The sequence below is a fragment of the Parasedimentitalea nitratireducens genome (assembly GCF_057444295.1).
Window position 1 is genome coordinate 159,666 of sequence record NZ_JBYAXC010000002.1, and the last position, 23,745, is coordinate 183,410.

Below are 23,745 nucleotides of genomic sequence, written 5' to 3' on the forward strand. Positions count from 1 at the left end.
ATATCAATATTCTCCGTTTTGCGGTGGTGCACAGAGTGAAAATTGCCCATAAGGGCGACAAATTGGCCAAATTGGATGTGGTAATGGACAAAACGGATGAAAAGCTGGTTTCGGCACTGCGGCATGATGCGCGGGCATCGCTGTCGGATCTTGCGCTGCAGTTGAACCTGTCCCGCACAACGGTTCGGGCCCGGATTGAGCGGCTTCAATCGCGGGGCGATATCCTTGGGTTTTCAGTGGTGGTCAAGGAGGATGTGCTGCGAGATCCGGTGCGCGGATTGATGTTGATCGGGATTGAAGGGCGTGGGGCCAACCGGATCACCCGGCAGCTGCAAGGCATACCGGAAGTGCGCGCAATTCATTCGACCAATGGCCGTTGGGACTTGATTGTAGAGCTGGGGACTGAAACGCTGGAGACACTGGATATGGCATTGGCCAAAATCAGAACGTTTGACGGGGTCGTCAGCAGTGAGACCAATCTGCTGTTGTCGACCAAGAAAGAAACCTGAGCGGCCCGTTTGGGCCGCTGGGGTGAGGTGCTAGCTGCGGCTTTGCTTGGCGGCGGCAATCCAGAAGCCAACCAAGACCAATGACGCAATGGCATTCCACGACGCCATCGACAGTGAAAACAGCTCCCACGGGATGTCGTCACAGCGGACCAGCGGTGCGCCCATGATCTGTTCCATCAACTGTTCAGGGGTAAGGTTGCCAATAGGCCCCGAGGTGCAGGTGCTGGGGCCTTCCCACCATCCACGTTCAACCCCGGTGTGGTAAAACCCAATGCCAGCGGTCGAAAGGGCTGCCAGTGCGCCAAGGTAGGGCAGGATTGCACCTGGGATCATCAGGGCCAAAACGCCGATACCCGCTGCGGCGACATGTGGATAACGCTGCCAGTAACACAGCTTACAGGGGGCCATTTCGCCGATATATTGAAAGCCAAGTGCGCCGAGCATCAGCGCTGCAGAGCCGCCAGCGGCGGCTAGTATCAAGAAACGTCGCATGTGTCAGAGGTACCTGAGCAAGAGAAATCCGCCGAACAGCAGCACGATAAAGACTGTGAAAACAAGCCCCAATCGTTTTTCGATGAAGTCACGAATTGGTGTGCCAAACTTCCACAACAGCGCCGCCACGAAGAAGAAGCGCAACCCGCGCGCCAGTATTGCTGTGGCAACAAAGGTGCCTAGCGGCATGCTGGTCCAGCCGGACATGATGGTGATGACCTTGAACGGGAAGGGAGTGACGCCAGCGCCCAGGACGGCCCAGAAGCCAAAGTCATTGAATTTGGTGTTGAAGGCCTCCATTGCATCACCTTTGCCCATGGCCTCGAGAATCGGTTGCCCGACACTTTCATAGAAGAAGGCGCCGATGGCATATCCCAGCAAGCCGCCAAGAACCGACGCCACCAATGCGACCAAAGCAATCAGAAAGGCGCGCGAAGGTCGGGCGAGGATCATGGGAATCATCAAAACATCTGGCGGGATTGGAAAGAACGAGCTTTCGACAAAGGCCACGGCAGCAAGAAACCACAGCGCATGGGGGTGATCGGCCAAAGCCATAGTGCGGTTATATAGGCTGCGCAGCATTTGTTTTTACCCTGTTGCCATGTGTCGTTGAGGTTGAACACTGCTGTTAAGGGCAGGTCAACACAACGGGCTAACAAAGCTGAAAATTCTTGGTCGATTTTGGGGATTTGCCTCTGGACCTCTGCGCGTGCCTTGGGTAGAGAGTTCTCCGAGGCCCAAGTGGCGGAATGGTAGACGCAGGGGATTCAAAATCCCCCGCCTTAACGGGCGTGCCGGTTCGAGTCCGGCCTTGGGTACCATGATAAGTCTCTGCTTTTCCGAAAGAAAAGGCAGAGACTTTTTTTATTCTACAGATTGAATTCGCGCTGATGCGCAGGGAAATTGGTCGCCATTCAAAGCGTAATTACATAGCGTGGGTTTACCCATTGAGTAGGCGTGATCCATTGTAGGGGGGATAGTGATTAGGCGAGTTGTATCTTTGGTGTTCCTTGGGGTGGGGCTCTTGTTTGGATACCTTTTTTACGTCCAATATTTCAAATGGCGGAATTGCTTTGATGAGGTGGGCCGGTGTTTTGATAGCGAGACGGGAGCCGTATATTTGGAGCAATCAGGGGTGGCCTGGGCTTTACTGACGGTCTTGGCTCTGGGCATTTCGCGCTATCTAGCGAAAAGGTCGAGGCGTTGAAGCTGTGATACTAAGCTCTGAAATGCCACTCCCCCGACTTCTGTGTGTCCATTTAGGAGGGCTTTGATGGATGAATATCAATTTATAGCCTTAGTCGTTGTTCTTTTTTTATTCGGATGCTTTTTCCCCTGGGAGCCCTATCCACTGATTAAGTTTGCATTTTGATTCATTGCTGCAACTGCGTTTGTAGCGCGATGGGTCATTAAGGCGGCCAGCTAAGGAGCCTTGCAAGGGTAACCGTGCAGGCCAAGTGGAAGGCCTCTGCGCTTGTTTTTTAATGTAACTGAATGTCTTGCGAATAGTTGGCAACCAGAGTTGTGCCGTCCGCCAGAGTGACTGGGGCTAGGACTCTGCGATATCTGCGTTTGAACTGCTTTCCATTGCGCAGGGTGACGTCTAGCGAGGGGTGGCTGAGGACCGGTTCGCCTTTTACAAGGGCTTCACGATGTGCTGTCAGCAGTTTTGAATTTATGTCGCCGTCAAACCCCTGAAGGGTTTCCACAAGCTGGCCCGGGTGTTGGACGTCAAAACAGACTGATGCGAGGCTTTGCGATCCGGTTTGCAGGGGTTTTATAAGCTTGGCATCGTTTTCCGGGGTGGTGAAAAGATCCAAATACGGGATCAGCTGGTCGGCATATTCCAGCCTGCCGTTGCTGGCAAACCACCAGTTCAAGAAGGCTTCGAGAGAGATGACCTTACCTGTGTATAGGTGATGGCGAATGCCAGCTTGAAACGTGGTGTTTAGGGTATCTATTGCTCTGGCGTCGGTTTCAGCCAGATCCGAACCGGGGGCCAGGGTTACAACTGATGTCGTTTTTGAGAAGAAGCGAATGTCGACATTAAGAGCCCTGGATAGTGCGTCGATTGTTTCAAAGACTATTTTTCGCTTGTGTGTCAAGGCGCTGTGGAAGGTGTTGTAGTTTATGCCTGCCTTCTCGGCTGTTTTGCGCCTTGTTAGCCCCTTGTCACTCATGAGAGATTCTATTTTTTGGTGAAGGGACGGCATAAAAATTCCAACTTGTTGTGTTCAATATCTACTTATTGCACGGCAATGCGGCCCGTTTCAACTTTGCCGTGTTTTACTCACCCTGGGGCTGTGGCGTGAAGTGGCATAATGCGGCTTTCCGGGCTTTGGCACAGAGTGTGCTGGCGCCGGAAGGTGGGTTGGCTTGTGCTCATCTTCGGCGTCTCCCCATAAAATGTCACTGCTGATGTTACTTTTCGCAAAGTGATCAAGATCACAGATGGAAGGAAATCTTGTTGCTAGGCTTTTCAAACGTGCTCTCAATAATCCAGCAAAGGGGCGGAGATGGAACTTTTGGCGCTGTTGATTTTTGCTCATGCAATGGCTGATTACCCGTTGCAGGGGGCGTTTTTGTCCAGTGCGAAAAACCATACCGCCCCTGTTTGTGGTGTTCCATGGTATCAAGCGCTTGCTGCTCATTGTGTTATTCATGGCGGGCTTGTTGGGATACTAACCGGGTCGCTTTGGATGGGAGTTGCTGAATTCGTTATTCATGGGATCACCGACTACGCAAAGTGCTCGGGGCGGATTTCCTATAACGTCGATCAGGCCATTCACGTGGGCTGCAAGGTGGTTTGGGCTATTTTGGTCGTTGTTTAACCGCCTGTGCTTGGCTGTTTGAACCCTTGAGCTGTAGCTTGGCAAGGGCTGGTTGATCTTCGGGTGTGATCTCGCGGTCATAATGGCTTGTTAATAATTGGCTGTGGGCCTGGATTGGTTCTGTTTCGTTGACAACAGGGGCGAAATAAGTGACTGTTTTTAACAATATCGAGCAAAACAACCCGTAAAACATTGGGTGGACATTCGTTGATCAGAGGGTGGGGCACGGGCCTGCACCGGATGTGTCGACGGCAAATTAAACGCAGGCGGTCACCAGGATTAAGTGTGGCGCTGGTAGCGTGGGCATGGGGCAAAACGACGTGGCAACTACCGTTTCTTCACGAGATTACACAATTGCAGCTCTTTGGATGGAGGGGTCTCTTAGCTTTCTAGAGCAGCTTTGCCTGAAGTCTTTTGTGGATGCTGGCCACCATGTGAAGCTTTACCACTATGGTCCACTGCAAAACGTGCCTGACGGCATTGAACTGGCCAGTGCGGATGATGTTTTGCCGCGCACCGATTTTCTGACCCATCAGCGCACCGGGAGCCCGGCGCTGCATTCGGACTTGTTTCGATACAAGATGCTGGCGCAAAGCACTGATACCATCTGGGCAGATACCGATGCCTATTGCATGAAGCGGTTTGAAACGCCCAATGGTCATTTCTATGGTTGGGAATCCAGCAAACATATCAATGGCGGTGTTTTGGGCTTGCCTGCGGATAGCGACACCCTGCGCGAGTTGTTGGAATATACCGAGGATGAGTTTGCCATTCCGAGCTGGTATGGCGAAGACTATGTAAAGGAACTGGAACAGGCGCGCGACGCTGGTAATCCGGTGCATGCCAGCGAGCAGCCCTGGGGCGTTTGGGGGCCGCATGCGGTGACCCATTTCCTGCATAAGACCGGCGAGGCCAAATATGCGCTGCCACAGGAAGGGCTCTATCCGTTCACCTTTAAAGACCGGCGTATGATGTTGAAGCGCAACTTTGACACAACGCCTTATGTCACTGAAAACACATACTCTGTTCACCTGTATGGTCGCCGTATGCGCGCCCGTTTGGTTGAGAAGGAGGGTGGCGCGCCGCATCCCAAAAGCCTGTTGGGCAAGTTGCTGGTCAAGCATAATATCGACCCCGCCAAAGCGCCATTGCCGATGCCACGTGCTGCGCAGGAGAAAGCGGCAGAGGCTGCTCCAGTTAAGAAAAACGCGCCGCTGCCTGCTTCGGATCGGATTGGCCGGGGGCAGAAAAATCTGACGGATTTGGCGGATAAGTTCGGGTCGGACAAGGGATCAACCAAGCACCGGTATACCGAGTTGTACCAGATGCTGTTCCTGCCGTTTCGCGAGCGCAAGATCAATTTTCTGGAAATGGGGCTGCTGATTGGCGGGCCTGAGCATGGCATTGATAAGGATCGAAAAACAAACGATTTGCCGTCGATCAGGATGTGGCTTGAGTATTTCAGCAAGGCCAACATTCACGGTTTGGATGTGTCTGATTTTTCCTGGTTCGAGCACGAGCGGTTCAAGTTCTTCCGTTGCGACATGGATACGCGCGAGAATATTGTAGAGGCATCCAGCACGATGCCGTCGATGGATATCATCATCGATGATGCCTCGCATGCGTCGCACCACCAGCAAAATGCGTTTCTGGAGCTGTTTCCGCGGCTGAAATCGGGCGGTCTTTATGTGATCGAAGATATGCGATGGCAGCCCAAGATGATGGAGAAGCCGGGGATCACCAAGACGGCCGATATGTTCCAGGAGTATCAGGTTGGCGGTGTGTTTTCGCACAGTGATCCGGAGGTTGCCGAGCAGTTCAATGCGCTGCGCAAGGACATTTCGGGATGTTTTGTATTCCAGGCCGGATACAATAAGAAGAAGCGGGATCAGGTCGCTGTCATTCACAAACGGTAACCAGCCATGTCAGACGAGATAGCAGCTGTAGAAGATGAGCTGGGCGGGGTACCGAATTGGTATCGCGAGATTTTTCCGGCTGGCCCTCGGGATGGGTTCTATCAGAAACTGGGCCTGCACTCAGCGGTGTTTATTGATCGTGGCAAACATCAGCTGGTGGTGTCATTTGACAATTTGGCCGAGGCCGGTGGCACGCGACATGATCGGGAACCCTGGGCTGGCAAGTTTTGCGCTGACAATGGCTGGAGCCATTTGGGGATCTTTGCGCAGCCGCCGTCGTGGTTTCGCGATGGTGCGTTGATCCAGTATCTGGAGTATCTGCGCGATAGTGGGTTCTTTCGCCAGTTTGACCGGGTCACGTTCTGTGGCACCTCGATGGGGGGCTTTGGCGCGTTGACCTTTAGTGCGTTGTCGCCCGGCGCAACGGTCATAGCTTTTAGCCCGCAGTCCTCGCTGGCGGCGGATCTGGTGCCCTGGGAAAAACGGTTTGCCAAAGGCCGCCGGATGGATTGGTCGTTGCCCTACTCTGACGCGGCCAAGCAAACTGCCCAAGCCGAGCGGATATATGTGGTTTATGATCCGTTTTTTGAGGATGACGTTAAACATATCAACCGCCTGCAGGGGGATAATATCGTCCCATTGCGCGGGTTTGGGCTGGGGCATAAATCAGCTTTGGTGTTGCGCCGAATGGATCGGCTTAAACCAGTGATGAAGCAAGCCATAACGGGCCAGTTGACCGAGCAATCGTTTTATCAGCTGATCAAGAACCGCAAGGATATCTACCTGTATCGGGTGAATATGGAGAGCTATTTGCTGAACCGTGGGCGGAACGGATTGGTGGATATTCTACGCACTGCGTTCAAGAAAAGGCGCAAGGCGAATAAGCGGCGGCCGGCGAAGCAGGAGGGGCAAGTGAAATGAACGTGTCAGCGCAAGACAGTTTATCTGAGGCTCCAGAAGGTGAAACGCAAGACGCCTGGCGTCAGCGCCTTGCCGAGCTGGGGCAACGCGAAGGGTTCTATGAAGAGCTGGGCGCGCAGCACAGTGCGCTGTTTGTAAAACGCGGCAAAACGCTGGTGGTGACGTTTGATAATCTGGACCACGTTTACGAGCGCAGCGAAGACAGGATGCCTTGGGGCTTTGCCTTTACCCAGTCACGCGGCTGGTCGGTTCTGGGCCTGATGTCGCATGACTGGAGCTGGTACCGGGACGAGCCTGTTTTTGATTTCTTTGATCGGCTGCGGGACGAAGGCTTTTTTGAAGGCTTTGACAGGGTTGTGTTTTATGGCGCGTCCATGGGGGCCTATGCGGCAAGTGTGTTTTCAAGTGCTGCGCCGGGCGCGACTGTGGTTTGTATCAGCCCACAGGCGACATTGGATCGGGAAGTGACCTCTTGGGAGACCCGATACAAAAAGGCCTGGAAACGCAGCTTTTCAGGACGCTATGGCTTTGGCCCGGAAATGGTTAAAAAGGCTGAGAAAGTATACCTGTTCTTTGACCCATTGGCGCCGTTGGATGCGATGCATGCGGCGCTGTTTCAATCTGACAATGTGGTCCGGTTGAAGTGTCGGTTCATGGGGCATCGGATCGCGTCACTATGGATGGCCATGGGGGTTTTGAAGCCTGTTGTCGAGGGTTGCATTGATGGGACCATGACGCGGGTTGAGTTTTATCAGCTGATGCGAAAACGGCTGGAGACCACGCGATATCAGCGGGAAATGCTGGAACGATTGCGGCAGCTGAAACGGTATCCATTGATCATCCAGTACTGCCAAAGCGTGCTGAACAAACGTCGTGCACCGAAGTTTCGCCAAGAGATGAAGCTCGCCAAGCAGGTGATGGAGCAGCGCAAATGAAGGGCAAACGGCTTATCCTGCATATTGGCTCGCCTAAGACCGGTACAACTTCGATCCAGGGGTTTTTGAAGCTGAACCAAGACGCATTGCTGGAAGTTGGTGTGAATTATGTATCAGCCGGGCGCAGCAATATTGCCCATAATAGCATGATGCGTGCCATCAAGACGCGACGAGCCGCTGAGGTATTTCAGGCCATTTCCGAGGAAATTCAGGCGAGCCCGGCAAAGGTGCATATTGTGTCGTCTGAGATGTTTTTCAGGCCGGGCATTGCACGGGCATTGGCGGGTGGGATTCCTGACGAGCTGCGCCAGAACACGCAGGTGTTGGGGTATATTCGCCGCCAGGACAAATACTTGGAGGCCATGTACAAACAGATCGTCAAAAACGGACGTATCGAGCCCGACGCGATGGCGTTTCATGCTGCGCGGATTGAGACACTGGCCTATTCAAACGTTCTTACCTCGTATGCGGAGGCGTTTGATGGCCAGCCCATGCGGGTGCGTCCGTTTCAAAGATCGCTGTTTAAAGGCGGAGATGTGATCGAGGATTTCCTAGATCTGATCGGGGCTGACATGACTGACAAATTTCAAAAACCGGATCCGGAAACAAACAAAACCCTGTCTAGTCCGGTGTCCGAAATGCTGGGTATGTTGAAGCGGAACAGCGAGATTAATACACGCGAGTTGATACGCGAAATCATCCGGCAAAATGTCTCGGGTGCGATCTGCTCTAACGATGTGTACGACAAGGCGACACGGCGTGACATCATGGCGTATCACAAAGAAGATAATGACGCCGTGCGTCGGGCGTTCTGCCCAGAGGCCCCGGAATTATTCGATCTGTCGGACTTGGAAAATGACGACGACCCTTATCCGTCAGCTGAAGCGCAGGTCGAGAATTGGAAATCCGCAGCTACGGCGGTAGTGCAGGGGATGAGCGGCCTGTCGGTCCTCTGATCTGCAAGAAATATCAGGAAACGATTTATGACCGTAATCAGACGGACACTGGCAGCGCATTCACCAACAGGGCGTTCGGGCAACCAGAACCATGATGGTGTTTTGGACTGCATTGATATGGGTGAGACTAAGGACGGACGGCGGGCTGCTGCGGTCTATTTCACCAACGCGATCCAAGCAGATCAAATTAAGTCTGGAGATGGTAGATCAGTCATAATGGGCCGGAGTATTGGTGGATCAATTATTGCTTCGGTCGCTTTTGAAGCTGGTTCTAAGTCCTTTATAAATATTGATAATGACGGGTTGGAGTTGCCTGTAACTGACCCTGAATGGGATCTTTTTGCTGGCCTGAACTGTGCTGTGGCTGAGCGAAATGGCGAAAGTGTTCAGACGGTTTTGGATTGGTTGACCTGGCACCAGAAAACCCATGGGCTGCAGGGGGCAGTGGTACTTGATCGCTCGTCACCAGAGCAGGCGGATTTGTTTGCAAAAGATCTGGAACAGCAACTTGCGCAGGGTGGATCTGAGGTCAGCAAACTAACAGTAGTTGTTCTGGCCTCGGCAGTGCCACTTGGAAAGCTGGGTGTGGGAGCAGAGTCACATCCGATGAATGCGCCCGATGCTCCGGGTAAGGATCGTATGGAACACCCCGAAGCTGACGCTTGGCGGTCGCCGCTGGGGACCTTGAACATCTATGAGTTGGTGCGCTGGCGCTTTTTGGCGCAGGCGCGTGCTGTTATGAATATCGATGTTTATGATCTGATCCCGGCCCCAAAGGACGGCGCACCAGCCGTGTTTGACCAAGCTGTTGATGCGCCCGACGGCGTTGTCGTTCTGGCTGGGGAGCGGGTGTACCCCTGGGCCATTCGAAAGGGGCGCGAGGCGATTTTTGCGGATCACATTTGCAGCCGGTTTGATGGCGCAAAGCGGCATGGGCGCTGGGTTATCGCGCCTTCGGTTGCGGCGCAATCTGTTGTGTGGCGGCTGGTGAGGATTGTTGGGGCGGACCCTGCGCCTGAGGTGGTTCCGTTTTACCGCTGCATGGCGTTGCGGTATCGGGCCGAGGGGGCGGATGCGGGCAAGGTGTCGCGTATCGTTCCCAAGTCAAGCTTGATAGAAAACAATGATTTGCTGGCATTGGCTAAATCGTTTGGTGCTAAACCAGTGCGAATGCCTGCAGAAAAAGCTCCGGCCAAGGTGCAGACCAACAACAGCGTTACTATTGTGACCACGATGAAAAACGAAGGCCCGTTTATTCTGGAATGGTTGGCCTATCATCGGGCAATTGGGGTCGAGAATTTCCTTGTATATACCAATGATTGTGACGATGGCACCGACACCATGCTGGAGCTATTGCAGGAAAAGGGGATTGTTCAGCACCGGGACAACAAATTTCGCGAAACGGGGCTGAAGCCGCAGCATGCGGCGCTGGCCTCGGCTGAGGATGAGCCGGTGATCCGCGATGCGGGTTGGGCGATTTGTATGGATGTGGACGAATTCATAACCATCCATACCGGCGATGGCACGTTGAAGGCGCTGTTTGAAGCGGTGCCAGCTGCCAACATGATTTCAATGACCTGGCGACTGTTTGGCAATGCGGATGTTGAAGAGTTCCGGGATGAGTTGATCACGGAACGGTTCACCAATTGTGCGCCGTTGATGACGCGAAAGCCGCATCAGGCCTGGGGGTTTAAGACCCTGTTCCGCAATATCGGATTGTTCAAGAAGCTGGGGGTGCATCGCCCCAAGGGTTTGAAGCCGCAGCTGTTGGATCAGATCAACTGGGTCAATGGTTCGGGCGAGCGGATGCCAAAGGACGAGTATCGCAATGCCTGGCGATCTACTGTGCAGACTGTGGGCTATAACCTGGTCACGCTGAACCACTATGCGCTGCGCTCGGCCGAGAGCTTTTTGGTCAAACGCGACCGGGGCAGAGTGAACCACGTGGATCGGGACCAGGGGTTGGCCTATTGGTTTCGGATGAACAACAACGCGGAGCAGGATCGCTCGATTTATCGAATGCTGCCTGCGTTGAGGGCTGAGATGGATAAGTTCCTGGCAGATCCGGAAATCGCGGCTGCTCATGCATATTCGGTGAAACGCCACCGGACCCGGATTGATGAATTAAAAGCGGCACCCAAGTACACTGAATTCTATAAGGATTTGACCGGAGATCGTTTGCGTCGACTGTCGAGGCTTCATGCGAATTTTGGATCATCGGTGTTTCTGGTTGGCCCCGACTGCATTCCAGATGCAGCTTTGTCACCGGACTTGCCCGAGGACTATTTCTTCTCGGTTCCCAAGACAGAGACACAGCACTGATTAGTTTACCCAGCCCTGATACGGCTGGGCAAATTGTCAGGCGACCCGGTTTGCCGAGGCATATAGCAGTTTCGCAGTATAATCCTGTGTTGTTTTGCCCGAACGCATGTCTGCGACGTCGATGACTTCGACAATCTCACCGTTTTGCATCACTGCAGCGCGTTCACACATATGCGCAATTACGGCCAGATCATGCGACACCATCAGATAGGTCAGGCCATGTTCGGCGCGCAAGTCGCTGAGAAGGTTTAGAATTTCTGCCTGCACCGAGACGTCCAAAGCCGATGTAGGTTCATCCAGCAACAAGATATCCGGTTCAGGGGCCAAAGCTCGCGCGATGGCGACCCGTTGACGTTGACCACCCGACAACTGGTGTGGATAGCGGAAACGGAAGGCAGGGCCCAATCCCACATCCTCTAGCAGCTTGTTCACACGGTCATTGATATCGCTGAACCCATGCAATTGCAGGGTCTCACTAAGAACCTGATCAACGGAATGGCGAGGATGCAGCGAGGCGTAGGGGTCCTGGAACACCATTTGCACGGTCTTGTAGAAACTCCTGTCCCGTTTGTGGGTCAGTGCCGTGCCTTCGATGGACATGCTGCCGTCCCACTGAGGTGCCAGACCGGTGATAGCCTTGAGGATGGTGGATTTGCCAGAACCACTTTCCCCGACCAGACCAAAGCTTGCGCCTTGTTCAACGGACAGGCCGGCGTTTTTTACGGCCTGAAACAGGTCGTGGTGATCGCCAAAGTAGACATTCAGGTTTTCGATCGAAATTGCGGTGCTCATGTGCGGCCCTCAACGCTTGGGGCGTCTCGCCAGGCGGGATCGCGGGTCAATACTTCGAGCCGGTCACGCGGTTCGTCAAAGCGGGGTAGGCTGCCCAAAAGCCCCTGAGTATAGGGGTGTTTTGCCTCGTGCAACTTGTCGGCATCACAAACCTCGACGATGCGGCCGGAATACATGATCAGTACCCGATCGCAGAATTGCGAGACAAGGTTGAGGTCATGACTGATAAAGATCAGTCCCATACCGCGATCCTTGACCAGCTTGTCCATGATTGACAGAACCTGCCCTTGAACAGACACATCAAGCGCTGATGTGGGTTCATCCGCAATCAGGATTTCAGGGTTGGGGATTAGCATCATGGCAATCATGATGCGTTGGCCCATGCCGCCAGACATTTCGTGTGGATAGGCCTTCATAACCCGTTCCGGGTCACGGATGGCCACCGCCTCGAGCATCTCAACCGACTTTTTGTAAGCCTCGGCCTTACTAGCCTTGGCATGTAGGCGGTAGGCTTCGATGATTTGGGCGCCCACAGTCATCACCGGGTTCAGTGAAAACTTGGGGTCCTGCATCACCATCGAGATCTTCTCGCCCCGGACGCTGCGCATTTCCTTTTCGGTTTTGTCCAGAAGGTTGTCACCGTGCAGGCTGACGTGGTCGGCCTCGACAATTCCGGGGCTTCGGATCAGACGCAGGATGGCGCGGCCGGTCATGGATTTGCCCGATCCACTTTCGCCGACGATACCAAGCCGTTCGCGACCAAGCGAGAACGAAACGCCACGCACTGCATCGAAGATACCGTTGCGGGTTGGGAACTTTACCCAGAGGTTTTCTATGTCCAGAAGCGTGCTCATGAGCTGCTATCCTTTGGGTCGAGTACGTCGCGCAGGCCATCGCCAAGCAGGTTGAAGGCCAGCGAGACGGCAAAGATGGCCAGACCAGGCATGGTTGCTATCCACCAGTGATCGAGAATGAAACGGCGACCTTCGGAGATCATCGCGCCCCATTCGGGTGAGGGCGGCTGTGCGCCAAGACCAAGGAAGCCAAGGCCCGCAGCGGCGAGGATGATCCCGGCCATGTCCAAGGTAACACGCACGATCAGCGAGCTGATGCATAGCGGCCAGATATGTTTGGTGATGATACGCAATGGACCAGCCCCTTGCAGGCGGATCGCACTGATGTAGTCCGACGAGCGGATTGTCAGCGTTTCAGCCCGGGCCATACGGGCATAAGGGGGCCAGGCCGTTAGAGAAATCGCGAGAACCGCGTTTTCAATGCCGGCACCCAGCGCGGCCACAAAAGCCAGTGCAAGAACCAGACGAGGGAAGGCCAGAAAGATATCAGTGATCCGCATCAGGATGACATCAGTCCAGCCACCGGCGTAACCGGACACTGTTCCCACTAGCAGACCTGCGATTGGCGCGATCATCGCCACCAGCGCAACGATATAGAGGGTGATCCGTGAACCATAGATCATGCGGCTCAGGATATCGCGGCCCAATGTGTCAGTGCCTAAAAGATGACCTTCGGTGCCCAGTGGTTGCAGCCGGTTGCCCAGCTCTTGGACAAAGGGATCATGAGGCGCCAGCAGTGGGGCAAATAGCGCGGTGCCAATCAGCACCACGATAATTGCAAGGCCAATCATGGCCATGTGGTTGCCGCGTAGGGTTAGCCAGCCTTTGTACATTGCTGCCAGCCGTGCGTGGCGGCGCGATTCAGGGGTGTCAGACAACAGCCATTCGCGCGTGCTTAGATTTTGACTGGTCATTTGGACCTCGGGTCGAAAATTTTGTAGAGAAGGTCAGAGAAGATATTCAGGCAGACAAAGATCAGTCCAACCACAACCGTACCGCCCAGAACTGCGTTCATGTCGGCAGATAGCAAAGCCGTGGTGATATAGTTGCCGATGCCGGGCCACGAGAAGATAATCTCGGTCAGGACCGATCCTTCGAGCAGGTTGGCATAGCTGAGCGCAATCACTGTGATCAGCTGAACACGGATGTTGCGGAACGCATGGCGCCAGATCACGGCCCATTCGCTCATACCTTTGACGCGGGCGGTGGTAACATACTCGGCCGACAGCTGTTCCAGCATGAACGAACGGGTCATGCGGCTGATATAGGCGAGGCTGTAGTAACCAAGCAGGGATGCGGGCAGGATGATGTGAGAAAACGCATCCTTGAATGCGCCCCAATCACGAGCAAGGGCCGCATCGACCAAGATCATTCCAGTGACGGATGGGAACATGTCTTCGTAGAAAATGCTCTGACGACCAGGCCCACCGACCCACCCCAATATGCCGTAAAACAGCAAAAGACCCATCAGGCCGAGCCAGAAAATTGGCATGGAATAGCCGACAAGCGCGATGACGCGGGCGATTTGGTCAATCCAGCTGCCGCGACGAACTGCGGCGACTACGCCGAGAGGAACACCAAGAATAACACCAATAAGAATGCCGATTGTGGCAAGTTCCATTGTGGCTGGGAACACACGGGCGATGTCTTCGGAGACCGGGCGGGCATTCAGCAGCGACATGCCAAAATTGCCGTGCAAGACGTCCCAGACATAATAAGCGAATTGCATGATAAGCGGCTTATCGAGACCAAGCTCAAGATAAGCATTGTGGTACTGTTCCTGTGTGGCGCGTTCGCCGACAACAGCAATGACCGGATCGATTGGCATCACCCGGCCAATAAAGAAGGTGACAAACAAGAGGCCAAGCATTGTGACCGAGATTGACGCGAGGGTGACAAGCGTACCCTTGAGCCATGAAGGAAGAGGCAGCCGGGGCTGCCTCTTTGGAGTGTAATGTGTGGACGACATTTACTTGGTCACGGTCCAGTATGACACTGCGGTGATCGCACCACCAAGGTTCAGACCTTCGACATCTTCGTTGATGCCAGCCGGTTCAATCTTCTGGAACATCACCGCAAATGGCGATGTATCGCGGAAGGTCGCCTGGATTTCGTGATACATTGTTTCACGCTTGCTGCGGTCGCCTTCGACCACGGCAGCGGCGGACATGCCAGTCAGCTTGCCGGTATCCCAGCTGTTGCGCCATGCCAGCAGACCAGTAGCCTGAGCCTCGTCCGAGTTATCGGGGTTATAGGCAAATGTACCAGCATTGGTGTGTGGATCTGGATAGTCGGGACCCCAAGCGCCTAGATAGATATCCAGCTCGCGGGCGCGATACTTGGACAGAACCTGTTTGCCTGTACCAACTTCGAGGTTCAGCGTGATGCCGGCCTGCGCAAAGGTGTTTTGTAGCGACTGGCCGATTTCCAGACGTTCCTGCGCTTCGCGAACACCAACTGTCAGCTCGAGCCCGTCAACACCAGCTTCGGCCAGCAGGGCCTTGGCTTTTTCAACATCCATCGAGAACGGGTTCTCGTCGACAGCGCCCAGATAGGTGCGTGGCAGGAAGTTCTGGTGTGTGACATACGCGCCCTTGAGGAAGCTGTTCTGCATGCCTTCATAATCGATCAGGTACTTCAGAGCCTGACGAACTTCGGGCTTGGACAGCTCGGGGTGCTTTTGGTTCATCGAGATGTACATCAAACGACCGCGCATCTCTTCGAGAACCTCAACACCTTCGGCGTTGCGAATGCCTTCGACGTCGGATGGGTTCAGGTTGCGCGCAACGTCGATGTCACCGCGTTCGAGCATCAGGCGCTGAGTTGCGCTTTCCTGAACGTGACGAACGATGACACGCTTCATCGCTGGTTCACCCAGATAGAAGTCTGGGTTGGCGTTCAGAGTGACGCTTTCCTTGGGCTTCCAGCTGGCAACTGTGTAGGCGCCGGAACCGGCAGAGTTGGTTTTCAGCCACTCGTTACCATAGTCGCCGTCAACCTCGTTGGCCATAACGGTTTTTTCGTCAACGATGCCGCCGATAGTGGCTGTCAGACAGTTCAACACAAACGATGTAGCATACTCTTTGTCGGTGGTGATCGACACGGTGTTGCCGCTGACGGTGATGGTTTCATCCATGTTTTCTGGAGTGAAGCCAAACTGGGTCAGGATGAAGGATGGCGTTTTGTTCAGAGCAACGACGCGCTTGAACGAAAAGGCTACGTCTTCGGCGCGAACAGGGTTACCCGAGTGGAATTTAATGCCTTCACGCATGGTGAATGTGATGGTTTTTCCATCCTCAGAGACGGTCCAGCTTTCGGCCAGATCTGGCTGATAACCGGCATCCAGGTTCATCGGGTCAAAGTTGACCAGCTTGCCATAGACATTGCGCAGAACATCCGAGCCTGCAAATTCGAAGCTTTGTGCAGGATCCAGTGTGGTGATGTCGTCAATGCGGTTGGCAATCACCAGCATGTTGGCCGGAGTTTCAGCCATTACAGGCATGGCCACAGCGCCGAGGGCAAAGCCCAGAGCGGCGGTGCCCATTAGTTTTGTAAATGCATTCATTGTATTTCTCCCTTGCTGATTTATTAGAATTGGACCTGCTCGACGTTACGACCAGGTCAGGTCGAGAACCCTTAGCCAGTTTTTATGGCAGAGCTTCTTTATTAGTGCATCGTCGTAACCGTGTTCGGCCATTGCGGCTCTTAGTTTTGGTAGTCCGGCGATGGTCTCAATATCGGCAGGCACAGTAGCTCCGTCAAAGTCAGAGCCCATACCCACCCGGTCTTCCCCAAGTTGTTCCATTAGATGATCCAAGTGGTTCATCATGGTAGCAATAGGGGTATCTTCGTCCATTCGACCGTCATTACGCAAGAAGGCAACTGCAAAATTTAGGCCAACCATACCATCGCTGTCGCGAATTGCGTGCAATTGACGGTCAGTCAGGTTGCGGCTGTGGGTGCTGAGAACGTGTGCGTTCGAGTGGGTGGCTACCAGAGGTTTTGTGCTGATCTTTGCAACGTCCCAGAACCCGGCTTCGTTCAGGTGAGATAGATCAATCATCACACCTAAGTCGTTGCATTTTCGGATTAACCTTGTGCCGTGTTGGGTTAGGCCATCGCCGGTATCGGGTGAGCTGGGGAAGGTGAAAGGAACCCCGTGGCCAAAGATGGTCGGGCGGCTCCACACTGGGCCCAACGAGCGCAGGCCTGCATCAAAGAGGACATCAAGAGAATTGAAATTTGGGTCAATCGCCTCGGCACCTTCCATATGCATGATGGCGGCCAATTTGCCGTCAGACAATGCAGAGCGGATGTCCTGAGTGGATCTACAGATTTTCAAGGCTCCGTCACGTTCCAGGTTAATCAGGATCGAGGCCTGGGACAGAGCGACTTGGATGGCTGTTGGTTGGTCGATTTGAGGAGGCAGAGGTAAATCATACTGCTCGGCCATCATCTCGGTTTCGTGGTTGGCTAACGGCGTATCGTCTGGAACATAAATCGCAAAGAAGCCGCCGCCAAATCCACCGGTTTGGGCCTTTTCCAGATCTATTTGCTGTCCACCGGAACCTTGAAACCCATCTGACCCAGCGCTGATGTCCCCTTTGTGAATCCGTAGCAAAACATCATTGTGGCCGTCAAAAATCAACGGTTCGCGCATCTAAAAATTCCCCTGTTAGCCCAGGGTTGTACACCCTTGTGCAGGCTTACGGTGGAACATGAAGCAATGCATTGCAAGAGGAGGTGTGGGAATAGTTGAATTATTTCATACGCTTAAGGTTCGTTATGCGATCAATTTTGAAATTTTGAAGTAAATTCAATCGTTTGCAGGGTAACAAAAAAATGTAATGTGTTCCATCAGGTGGCTTGATGAGTTTGCAGCCTGTAGTTGGAAAACGCGACAAGGACATCATCAATCTCAGCATCGCTCAGTATATGCGGCCTACCAATACTTAGGCTAGTGACATAGGTCCTAGCTAGAGCTTCCAGTTCGACCATTCTCCACATGGCCTTTTCAAGTGTTTCACCAACAACCACTGCGCCATGATTGGCCATCAGGCAGCCATGACGATCAAGCATCGCCACATCCAAATTGTTTGAAAGCTTTTCGCTGCCAAATATTGCGTAATCAGCCACGCGCACAGAGTTGCCGCCGAAAGCAGCCACCATGTAATGGCAGGCTGGTATGTCCTGACGATTTATGGCCAGTGCTGAACTATAATGGGGATGGGCGTGAACCACTGCATGCATGTCAGGTTTTGAACACAGCAGCGATTGGTGAAAACGCCACTCTGTAGAGGGCTCTAGCTGCCCTGTATCAGGCTGGTTCCCATTTAATGGCATAGAGACGATCATTTGCGGTGTGAGCTGTTCATACGGAACGCCAGAGGGGGTTATCAGCATCTGATCATCAACGCGCACAGCAATGTTGCCAGAGGTTCCCTGGTTAATGCCCTGCGCATTCAACATCAGACAAGCATCAATAATAGCCTGCCTGAGTTTTGTACTGTCTGAATAGGAGGCGGTCATTTAGCGGGGCTCGCGATTGGAATGATCGGGGAAGAGTTTTGCAAGGCCCTGAGGGGTGGCGTCACAAATGCCGCGTTCGGTAATTAGACCCGTGACCAATCGGTTTGGCGTGACATCAAAGGCAGGGTTTCCTGCTGCGCTGCCATCAGGCGTGACCTGAACGGTGCCAGTTTTGGTTTCAGAGGTTTTTCCATGAATATGAGTGACTTCTTCGGCGTTTCGTTGCTCGATCGGGATCTCGGCGACACCATCATCCACTGTCCAGTCGATTGTGGGCGAGGGCAGGGCAACATAGAAGGGAACGCCGTTGTCATGCGCCGCCAGAGCCTTGAGATAGGTGCCGATTTTATTGCAGACATCGCCGCGACGGGTTGTTCTGTCGGTGCCGGTGATCACCAGATCAACCTGACCATGTTGCATCAGATGGCCGCCAGCATTGTCGGTGATATAGGTGTGGGGAATGCCGTGGCTGCCAAGCTCCCAGGCCGTGAGTGCACCCTGATTTCGCGGGCGTGTTTCATCCACCCAAACATGTAGCGAAATTCCGGCATCATGGGCGTGATACATTGGGCTGGTGGCGGTGCCCCAGTCGATTGTGGCCAGCCATCCGGCATTGCAGTGGGTCAACAGACGGACGGGATCGCCTGCTGGTTTTTGTTTGGCGATTTTGCGAATGAGTTCAAGCCCGTGCACCCCAATCATACGATTGATTTCAACGTCTTCGTCGGCCATTTCATGGGCGAGGTTAAGCGCAGCCTGGGCGCGGTCTGTTATTGGCAGAGCGCGAAGAAGATCGCGACATCGGTTCAAGGCCCAACGCAGGTTGATGGCTGTGGGACGGGTTGCGTTGAAGTATGTCCAGGCGCGGTCCATTGCGCCGTCGGACGCATCTATGCGCATGGCAAGCGCCATCGCATAGGCGGCCGTGACCCCAATGAGCGGAGCTCCGCGCACTTTCATATCGACAATGGCTTCGGCAAAACCACTGAGTGTGTCGAGTTGAATAACTTTGAATTGGTGCGGTAGCCACCGCTGATCAATGATCTGAACCGCGGTCTTATCAGCGTCCCACCACAATGATCGGTAGTGTTTACCGTCAACTTTCATTAGAATTTCTCCAGTGTGAATGTAGGCTTGGGGCTGACTACACTTTGGCTGCCATTATTGGTGAAGCCAGAATAGATTTGTTTGTCCTAAGTACAATGAGGCAGATTGTTTTAGTGAGTTCTAGCAAAGTCAGCCTTCTAACTGGTTGTTTTAGATCCGGTGGTTCCTTGTGGTTGCCAGCCGGGTTGGTAAGTATGATTTTAATTCGATTCCGTGTGCCCAACTGAATGCTTCTGCTTGGGATGCCGTTTGTGATTGCCAAATGAAAGGCGCAGTAATGACCCGTTACGCTAAATCAATTTTCTTAGGTCAAGGGATTGCCGCAAAAGTTGCGGTTGCCAGCATTGCGCTGACACTGAGTTCTGCGCCAGTTGTGTTTGCCCAGGAGGCGCAGCCAGCCCCCAAGGTTTCGGTGATGGCTGCCGTTGTTAAACCTATTCGGGCATCAGAAACTTTTATCGGGCGTGGTGAAGCCATCGATAAGGTTGATGTGATCGCGCGGGTGAGCGGCTATCTGGAAGAGGTTCTTATTGCAAACGGGGCAGAGGTTGAGGCTGGGGAACTTTTGTTCAAGATTGAACAAAGTTCGTATTTGGCGACACTGGCCGCAAGGCAGGCGGACTTGGCTAAGGCCGAGGCCAATCTGGAATTGGCCGTTGTTGACCTCGCCCGTAAGAAAGAGCTGTTTGAGCGCGGGGCCGTGCCCGAAGCCGAGCGGGATACTGCGCTGGCCAACGAAAAAGTTGCCGAAGCACAGGTGGCAGCTGCCAAGGCCGCGATTCAGCAAGCAGAGCTGGATCTGAGCTATACAGAAGTGCGCGCACCGTTTTCCGGCCGAGTTGGCCGTGTTGCGGTGAGTGTCGGCGATGTCGTCGGACCCAACAGCAAGCCATTGGTGAATGTGGTGAGCGAGGCGCCAACCTATGTCGCCTTTGCGCTGAACGAAAAGCAGTTTGTCAGCGTTCTTCAGGAGGTTCAAGAAAACGGTAATACCGAAACAGAACAGTCTGGTATGTTTGAGGTGTTTGTGGTGCTGCCAAACGGCACCGATCTGGACGAACGTGGTGTTTTTGCATTTGCCGACAACCGGATTGATCCTGCGACCGGATCGATCACACTGCGCGCCAAATTTGAAAATGCCAGTCGTTTGATTGTGGATGGTGCGTTTTTGACAGTTGGTCTGGAAGCGCAAAAACCAGTTGACCAGATTGTAATCAGTCAGGCCGCTATGCAGCGTGATCAGCAGGGGGCCTTTGTGCTGGTGGTCGATGATCAGCAGATGATTGAACAACGCTATATCGAAACAGGTGATGTTGTTGGAACCGGGATCATTGTTCTAAGCGGATTGGAAGAAGGGGAAACCGTGGTTGTCGAAGGACTGCAGCGTATTCGCCCAGGTGCCAAGGTTGATCCGGTGCTTGCCAATCAGGCCGGAGAATAAGCCATGTTCTCATCCTTGTTCATTTCACGGCCCAAGTTTGCGATCGTGATCTCGCTGGTGCTGACGATCATGGGGCTGATTGGCTATGCAGCCCTGCCGGTGGCGCAGTTTCCAGATATCACACCTCCGGTGGTCAGTGTGACCGCCAACTATACCGGTGCAAATGCCGAAACGGTTGAGAAAAGCGTTGCCGCCCCAATTGAGGCGCAGGTGAACGGTGTGGATGACATGATTTACATGTCGTCTAGCTCATCAGACACCGGCAGCTATTCGCTTTCAGTCACGTTTGAAGTTGGAACCGACCCGGACATTGCCTCGGTCAACGTGCAAAACCGGGTGGCGCAAGCTATGTCCGGCTTGCCGTCCGAAGTAACGTCGTCAGGTGTGGTCACGCAGAAGAGTTCAACCAATATGTTGCTGGTTGCCACACTCACCTCGCCCAACGACACCTATAACGACCTGTTCCTGTCCAACTATGCCGAGATTAACATCAAGGACGCGCTGAGCCGGGTCGCTGGGGTTGGTAAGGCCGATATTCTGAACAACCTGAGCTATGCAATGCGGATCTGGATGGACCCGGACAAGATGGCCGGTTTGGGTATTACGCCGGGCGATCTGATCAATGCAGTACGCGAACAAAACCTCGAGGTGTCAGCGGGGCAAATTGGTGCGCCACCGGTGCCTGGCGATCAGACCTTTCAGTATACTATCAAGTCCAAAGGTCGGCTTGAGACGGTTGAAGAGTTTGGCGAGATTGTAATCCGCACTGGTGAAGCCGGAAGCACAGTTCGGGTGCGCGACGTGGCTACGATTGAGCTGGGCGCATCCTATTACAGTGCATCGGGGTATTACGACGGCAATGAAGCCACTATTCTTGCGGTGTACCAGGCGCCAGGCGCAAATGCGCTGGCTGTGTCCGAGGCCGTTTTGGCAGAGCTGGACCGTCTGTCGGAGGCCTTTCCTGATGATGTGGTCTACTCGGTGCCCTTCAACACCACCGACTTTGTGGAGCAGTCGCTGAAAGATGTGATTTCAACGCTGGTTATGGCCTTTGTTCTGGTTGTTTCAGTGGTGTTTGTGTTCCTGGGATCCTGGCGTGCAACCATTGTGCCGGCGGTGGCCATTCCGGTGTCACTGATCGGGACCTTTGCGTTTCTGCTGCTGCTGGGCATGTCGCTGAACACCATCTCGCTGTTTGCGCTGGTGCTGGCCATCGGGATTGTGGTGGATGACGCGATCATCGTGGTTGAAAACGTCGAACGGATCATCGCCGAAGAAGGCCTAAGCCCGCCGGATGCAACGCGCAAGGCCATGGGACAGATCACCGGGCCGGTTATTGCAACCACACTGGTTCTGTTGGCGGTGTTTGTGCCGGTAACATTTATGCCGGGCATCAGCGGCGAATTGTTCTCGCAGTTTGCGGTTACTATTTCGGTTGCGGTTGTGATCTCGTCGATCAACGCTCTGACCCTTTCACCAGCCTTATGTGGCATGGTTCTGAAGGCACGTTCGGGGCCTCCTACGGGCCTACTGGCCAAGTTTGAGGGCATGATTGACATCATGCGCAACGGCTATTTGGGGATCGTTGGGCGGTTGCTACGCCTGCCATTCTTGGCTGTGGCCATTGTCATCGCCATGTATGTTGGCACCGGGACTTTGTTTGGTGTCACCTCCAAGGGTTTTCTGCCAGCCGAAGACAACGGCTATCTGTTTGTAGATGTTCAGCTACCTGATGCTGCGGCGCTGGGTCGAACCGAGGTTGTGACAAAACGTGTCAATGACAAGATCGAACAGATTGCGGGTGTCCATAGCACCATTCTGGTGAACGGGTTCAGCCTGCTGAACGGCGCAAGCGCCAATGGTGCGATGATCATTGTAAACCTTGATCCTTGGGATGAACGTCAAACGGAAGAACTACAGCCGGGTGCGATCCTGAAACAGATCTATGGCATCGCCAATGGTGAGGCTGCGGCCAGCATCGTGGCCTTTAACCCACCGCCGATTTCAGGTTTGGGTATGTCCGCAGGTGTTGAGATGGAGGTTCAGCAAACCGGAGGCGGCACGCCTCAGGATCTGGCTGCTGCGGTTGGGTCGCTGGTTTATGCAGCCAATCAACGTGAAGAGATTGGCCAGTCGTACACCACCTTCCGCGCCAATGTTCCACAGCTGTTTGTCGATCTGGATCGCGAAAAGGCAAAGACCTTGGATGTCTCTATTTCCGAGGTGTTCCAGACCATGCAAGCCCATTTGGGGTCGTTCTATGTGAATGACTTCAACCTGTTTGGCCGGGTGTACCGGGTGATGGTGCAGGCTGATGGGTCGTACCGGGATAAAATCGATGACATCGGCAATCTCTATGTGCGCTCACAAGCGGGCAACATGGTGCCGCTGTCTACATTGATTGACGTGGAGAACGTGCTTGGGCCGGTTATTCTTAAACGTCACAACATGTTCCGTTCGGCAACTGTTACAGGGGTTCCCGCTGCGGGCCTGTCGACGGGCGATGCAATCCGGGTAATGCAGGAGGAGGCCGCGACCGCACTGCCGCCTGGCTATAGCTTTGAGTGGACAGGGACAGCGCAACAGCAGCTTTCCTCGTCTGGTCTGGTGGTGGTCATCTTAGGCATGGCGGTGTTGTTCACCTATTTGTTCCTGGTGGCGCAATATGAGAGCTGGACCATGCCGGTGGCCATTTTGCTGTCAGTCATCGTGGCCATGTTTGGTGCGGTGCTGGCGGTGTCGGTTACCGGCAGTGACATCAACCTCTATACTCAGATCGGGATGATCATGCTGATTGGCATGGCGGCCAAAAACGGTATTTTGATTGTGGAGTTTGCGATGGAACGCCGCGCCGCAGGTCTGTCGATCAAAGAGGCTGCACATGAAGCTGGGCGCCAGCGGTTCCGGGCTGTGATGATGACAGCCTTCTCGTTCCTGTTGGGCGTGGTTCCGCTGTTGATCGCCTCTGGGGCAGGGGCTGCCAGCCAAAAGGCGATTGGTGTGGCTGTGTTTGGCGGTATGCTGATGGCAACGGTTGTTGGCGTCATCGTCATTCCGGTGCTCTATGCCTTTATGCAGGGCCTTCGCGAGAAGGTAAAAGGCGCGCCAGAGCTGGAAACGCCAGCCGAATAAGGCAGATA

Annotated in this window: 20 protein-coding genes and 1 tRNA gene; 10 read left to right on the forward strand and 11 right to left on the reverse strand. The window is 53.9% G+C overall.

Annotated features, from left to right (window positions below; all coding sequences use genetic code 11):
• Positions 1–83: 83 nt before the first annotated feature.
• The gene (locus AC2T28_RS06520; protein WP_486748947.1) at positions 84–509 is read left to right on the forward strand and encodes an Lrp/AsnC family transcriptional regulator; all 426 of its coding nucleotides are present in this window, start codon (positions 84–86) and stop codon (positions 507–509) included.
• 30 nt (positions 510–539) lie between these two features.
• On the opposite strand, the gene AC2T28_RS06525 is transcribed toward AC2T28_RS06520, so the two are convergent.
• Together AC2T28_RS06525 and AC2T28_RS06530 are read right to left on the reverse strand one after the other, a co-directional pair.
• A complete protein-coding gene (locus AC2T28_RS06525) occupies positions 540–1,001 on the reverse strand; it encodes a disulfide bond formation protein B (protein WP_486748167.1) in 462 nt (153 codons plus the stop codon).
• A 3-nt stretch (positions 1,002–1,004) separates the two neighbouring features.
• Complete coding sequence (locus tag AC2T28_RS06530; protein ID WP_486748168.1) at positions 1,005–1,583, reverse strand: YqaA family protein; 579 nt, start codon at positions 1,581–1,583, stop codon at positions 1,005–1,007.
• A 153-nt stretch (positions 1,584–1,736) separates the two neighbouring features.
• On the opposite strand from AC2T28_RS06530, the gene AC2T28_RS06535 reads away from it, so the two are divergent.
• Positions 1,737–1,822: transfer RNA gene (locus tag AC2T28_RS06535), tRNA-Leu, on the forward strand.
• A 660-nt stretch (positions 1,823–2,482) separates the two neighbouring features.
• Here AC2T28_RS06535 and AC2T28_RS06540 read toward each other — a convergent pair.
• The gene (locus AC2T28_RS06540; RefSeq protein ID WP_486748169.1) at positions 2,483–3,214 is read right to left on the reverse strand and encodes a helix-turn-helix domain-containing protein; all 732 of its coding nucleotides are present in this window, start codon (positions 3,212–3,214) and stop codon (positions 2,483–2,485) included.
• 303 nt (positions 3,215–3,517) lie between these two features.
• Here AC2T28_RS06540 and AC2T28_RS06545 point away from each other — a divergent pair, with 303 nt between their 5' ends.
• The 6 genes from AC2T28_RS06545 (at position 3,518) to AC2T28_RS06570 (ending at position 10,882) form a co-directional block, all read left to right on the forward strand.
• Positions 3,518–3,832 carry a DUF3307 domain-containing protein gene (locus AC2T28_RS06545; protein ID WP_486748170.1) on the forward strand — a complete coding sequence of 105 codons (315 nt, stop codon included), beginning with the start codon at positions 3,518–3,520 and terminating at the stop codon, positions 3,830–3,832.
• Between the two features lie 320 nt (positions 3,833–4,152).
• A complete protein-coding gene (locus tag AC2T28_RS06550; RefSeq protein WP_486748171.1) occupies positions 4,153–5,748 on the forward strand; it encodes a hypothetical protein in 1,596 nt (531 codons plus the stop codon).
• A 6-nt stretch (positions 5,749–5,754) separates the two neighbouring features.
• Positions 5,755–6,669, forward strand: a complete 915-nt coding sequence (locus tag AC2T28_RS06555; protein ID WP_486748172.1) for a hypothetical protein — start codon at positions 5,755–5,757, stop codon at positions 6,667–6,669.
• A complete protein-coding gene (locus AC2T28_RS06560; protein ID WP_486748173.1) occupies positions 6,666–7,604 on the forward strand; it encodes an alpha/beta hydrolase family protein in 939 nt (312 codons plus the stop codon). Before AC2T28_RS06555 ends, AC2T28_RS06560 begins: the two co-directional genes overlap by 4 nt.
• The gene (locus tag AC2T28_RS06565; RefSeq protein WP_486748174.1) at positions 7,601–8,560 is read left to right on the forward strand and encodes a hypothetical protein; all 960 of its coding nucleotides are present in this window, start codon (positions 7,601–7,603) and stop codon (positions 8,558–8,560) included. Before AC2T28_RS06560 ends, AC2T28_RS06565 begins: the two co-directional genes overlap by 4 nt.
• 27 nt (positions 8,561–8,587) lie before the next feature.
• The gene (locus tag AC2T28_RS06570; protein ID WP_486748175.1) at positions 8,588–10,882 is read left to right on the forward strand and encodes a glycosyltransferase family 2 protein; all 2,295 of its coding nucleotides are present in this window, start codon (positions 8,588–8,590) and stop codon (positions 10,880–10,882) included.
• A gap of 36 nt (positions 10,883–10,918) precedes the next feature.
• Here AC2T28_RS06570 and AC2T28_RS06575 read toward each other — a convergent pair whose 3' ends face one another.
• The 8 genes from AC2T28_RS06575 to mtnA form a co-directional block, all read right to left on the reverse strand.
• Positions 10,919–11,674: an ABC transporter ATP-binding protein gene (locus AC2T28_RS06575; protein ID WP_486748176.1), complete on the reverse strand. Its 756-nt coding sequence runs from the start codon at positions 11,672–11,674 to the stop codon at positions 10,919–10,921.
• Positions 11,671–12,528: an ABC transporter ATP-binding protein gene (locus AC2T28_RS06580; RefSeq protein WP_486748177.1), complete on the reverse strand. Its 858-nt coding sequence runs from the start codon at positions 12,526–12,528 to the stop codon at positions 11,671–11,673. Before AC2T28_RS06580 ends, AC2T28_RS06575 begins: the two co-directional genes overlap by 4 nt.
• Entirely contained in the window at positions 12,525–13,442 is a 918-nt protein-coding gene (locus AC2T28_RS06585; protein WP_486748178.1) for an ABC transporter permease, read from the reverse strand. Before AC2T28_RS06585 ends, AC2T28_RS06580 begins: the two co-directional genes overlap by 4 nt.
• The gene (locus AC2T28_RS06590; RefSeq protein WP_486748179.1) at positions 13,439–14,497 is read right to left on the reverse strand and encodes an ABC transporter permease; all 1,059 of its coding nucleotides are present in this window, start codon (positions 14,495–14,497) and stop codon (positions 13,439–13,441) included. Before AC2T28_RS06590 ends, AC2T28_RS06585 begins: the two co-directional genes overlap by 4 nt.
• The gene (locus AC2T28_RS06595) at positions 14,498–16,093 is read right to left on the reverse strand and encodes an ABC transporter substrate-binding protein (protein WP_486748180.1); all 1,596 of its coding nucleotides are present in this window, start codon (positions 16,091–16,093) and stop codon (positions 14,498–14,500) included.
• Positions 16,094–16,138: 45 nt separating this feature from the next.
• A complete protein-coding gene (locus tag AC2T28_RS06600; RefSeq protein ID WP_486748181.1) occupies positions 16,139–17,188 on the reverse strand; it encodes a dipeptidase in 1,050 nt (349 codons plus the stop codon).
• 197 nt (positions 17,189–17,385) lie between these two features.
• Complete coding sequence (locus tag AC2T28_RS06605) at positions 17,386–18,057, reverse strand: class II aldolase/adducin family protein (RefSeq protein WP_486748182.1); 672 nt, start codon at positions 18,055–18,057, stop codon at positions 17,386–17,388.
• Positions 18,058–19,164, reverse strand: a complete 1,107-nt coding sequence (gene mtnA, locus AC2T28_RS06610) for an S-methyl-5-thioribose-1-phosphate isomerase (RefSeq protein WP_486748183.1) — start codon at positions 19,162–19,164, stop codon at positions 18,058–18,060.
• Positions 19,165–19,441: 277 nt separating this feature from the next.
• Here mtnA and AC2T28_RS06615 point away from each other — a divergent pair, with 277 nt between their 5' ends.
• Together AC2T28_RS06615 and AC2T28_RS06620 are read left to right on the forward strand one after the other, a co-directional pair.
• Entirely contained in the window at positions 19,442–20,605 is a 1,164-nt protein-coding gene (locus tag AC2T28_RS06615; RefSeq protein ID WP_486748184.1) for an efflux RND transporter periplasmic adaptor subunit, read from the forward strand.
• Positions 20,606–20,608: 3 nt separating this feature from the next.
• Entirely contained in the window at positions 20,609–23,737 is a 3,129-nt protein-coding gene (locus AC2T28_RS06620; RefSeq protein WP_486748185.1) for an efflux RND transporter permease subunit, read from the forward strand.
• The last annotated feature ends 8 nt before the right edge of the window (positions 23,738–23,745 follow it).

What these genes read in the sequence shown, in the direction of transcription:
- AC2T28_RS06520 (WP_486748947.1), top strand. Translation starts at nt 84, where the DNA reads ATGGACAAAACGGATGAAAAGCTGGTTTCGGCACTGCGGCATGATGCG.
- AC2T28_RS06525 (WP_486748167.1), bottom strand. Translation starts at nt 1,001, where the DNA reads ATGCGACGTTTCTTGATACTAGCCGCCGCTGGCGGCTCTGCAGCGCTG.
- AC2T28_RS06530 (WP_486748168.1), bottom strand. Translation starts at nt 1,583, where the DNA reads ATGCTGCGCAGCCTATATAACCGCACTATGGCTTTGGCCGATCACCCC.
- AC2T28_RS06540 (WP_486748169.1), bottom strand. Translation starts at nt 3,214, where the DNA reads ATGCCGTCCCTTCACCAAAAAATAGAATCTCTCATGAGTGACAAGGGG.
- AC2T28_RS06545 (WP_486748170.1), top strand. Translation starts at nt 3,518, where the DNA reads ATGGAACTTTTGGCGCTGTTGATTTTTGCTCATGCAATGGCTGATTAC.
- AC2T28_RS06555 (WP_486748172.1), top strand. Translation starts at nt 5,755, where the DNA reads ATGTCAGACGAGATAGCAGCTGTAGAAGATGAGCTGGGCGGGGTACCG.
- AC2T28_RS06560 (WP_486748173.1), top strand. Translation starts at nt 6,666, where the DNA reads ATGAACGTGTCAGCGCAAGACAGTTTATCTGAGGCTCCAGAAGGTGAA.
- AC2T28_RS06565 (WP_486748174.1), top strand. Translation starts at nt 7,601, where the DNA reads ATGAAGGGCAAACGGCTTATCCTGCATATTGGCTCGCCTAAGACCGGT.
- AC2T28_RS06570 (WP_486748175.1), top strand. Translation starts at nt 8,588, where the DNA reads ATGACCGTAATCAGACGGACACTGGCAGCGCATTCACCAACAGGGCGT.
- AC2T28_RS06575 (WP_486748176.1), bottom strand. Translation starts at nt 11,674, where the DNA reads ATGAGCACCGCAATTTCGATCGAAAACCTGAATGTCTACTTTGGCGAT.
- AC2T28_RS06580 (WP_486748177.1), bottom strand. Translation starts at nt 12,528, where the DNA reads ATGAGCACGCTTCTGGACATAGAAAACCTCTGGGTAAAGTTCCCAACC.
- AC2T28_RS06585 (WP_486748178.1), bottom strand. Translation starts at nt 13,442, where the DNA reads ATGACCAGTCAAAATCTAAGCACGCGCGAATGGCTGTTGTCTGACACC.
- AC2T28_RS06590 (WP_486748179.1), bottom strand. Translation starts at nt 14,497, where the DNA reads ATGTCGTCCACACATTACACTCCAAAGAGGCAGCCCCGGCTGCCTCTT.
- AC2T28_RS06595 (WP_486748180.1), bottom strand. Translation starts at nt 16,093, where the DNA reads ATGAATGCATTTACAAAACTAATGGGCACCGCCGCTCTGGGCTTTGCC.
- AC2T28_RS06600 (WP_486748181.1), bottom strand. Translation starts at nt 17,188, where the DNA reads ATGCGCGAACCGTTGATTTTTGACGGCCACAATGATGTTTTGCTACGG.
- AC2T28_RS06605 (WP_486748182.1), bottom strand. Translation starts at nt 18,057, where the DNA reads ATGACCGCCTCCTATTCAGACAGTACAAAACTCAGGCAGGCTATTATT.
- mtnA (WP_486748183.1), bottom strand. Translation starts at nt 19,164, where the DNA reads ATGAAAGTTGACGGTAAACACTACCGATCATTGTGGTGGGACGCTGAT.
- AC2T28_RS06615 (WP_486748184.1), top strand. Translation starts at nt 19,442, where the DNA reads ATGACCCGTTACGCTAAATCAATTTTCTTAGGTCAAGGGATTGCCGCA.
- AC2T28_RS06620 (WP_486748185.1), top strand. Translation starts at nt 20,609, where the DNA reads ATGTTCTCATCCTTGTTCATTTCACGGCCCAAGTTTGCGATCGTGATC.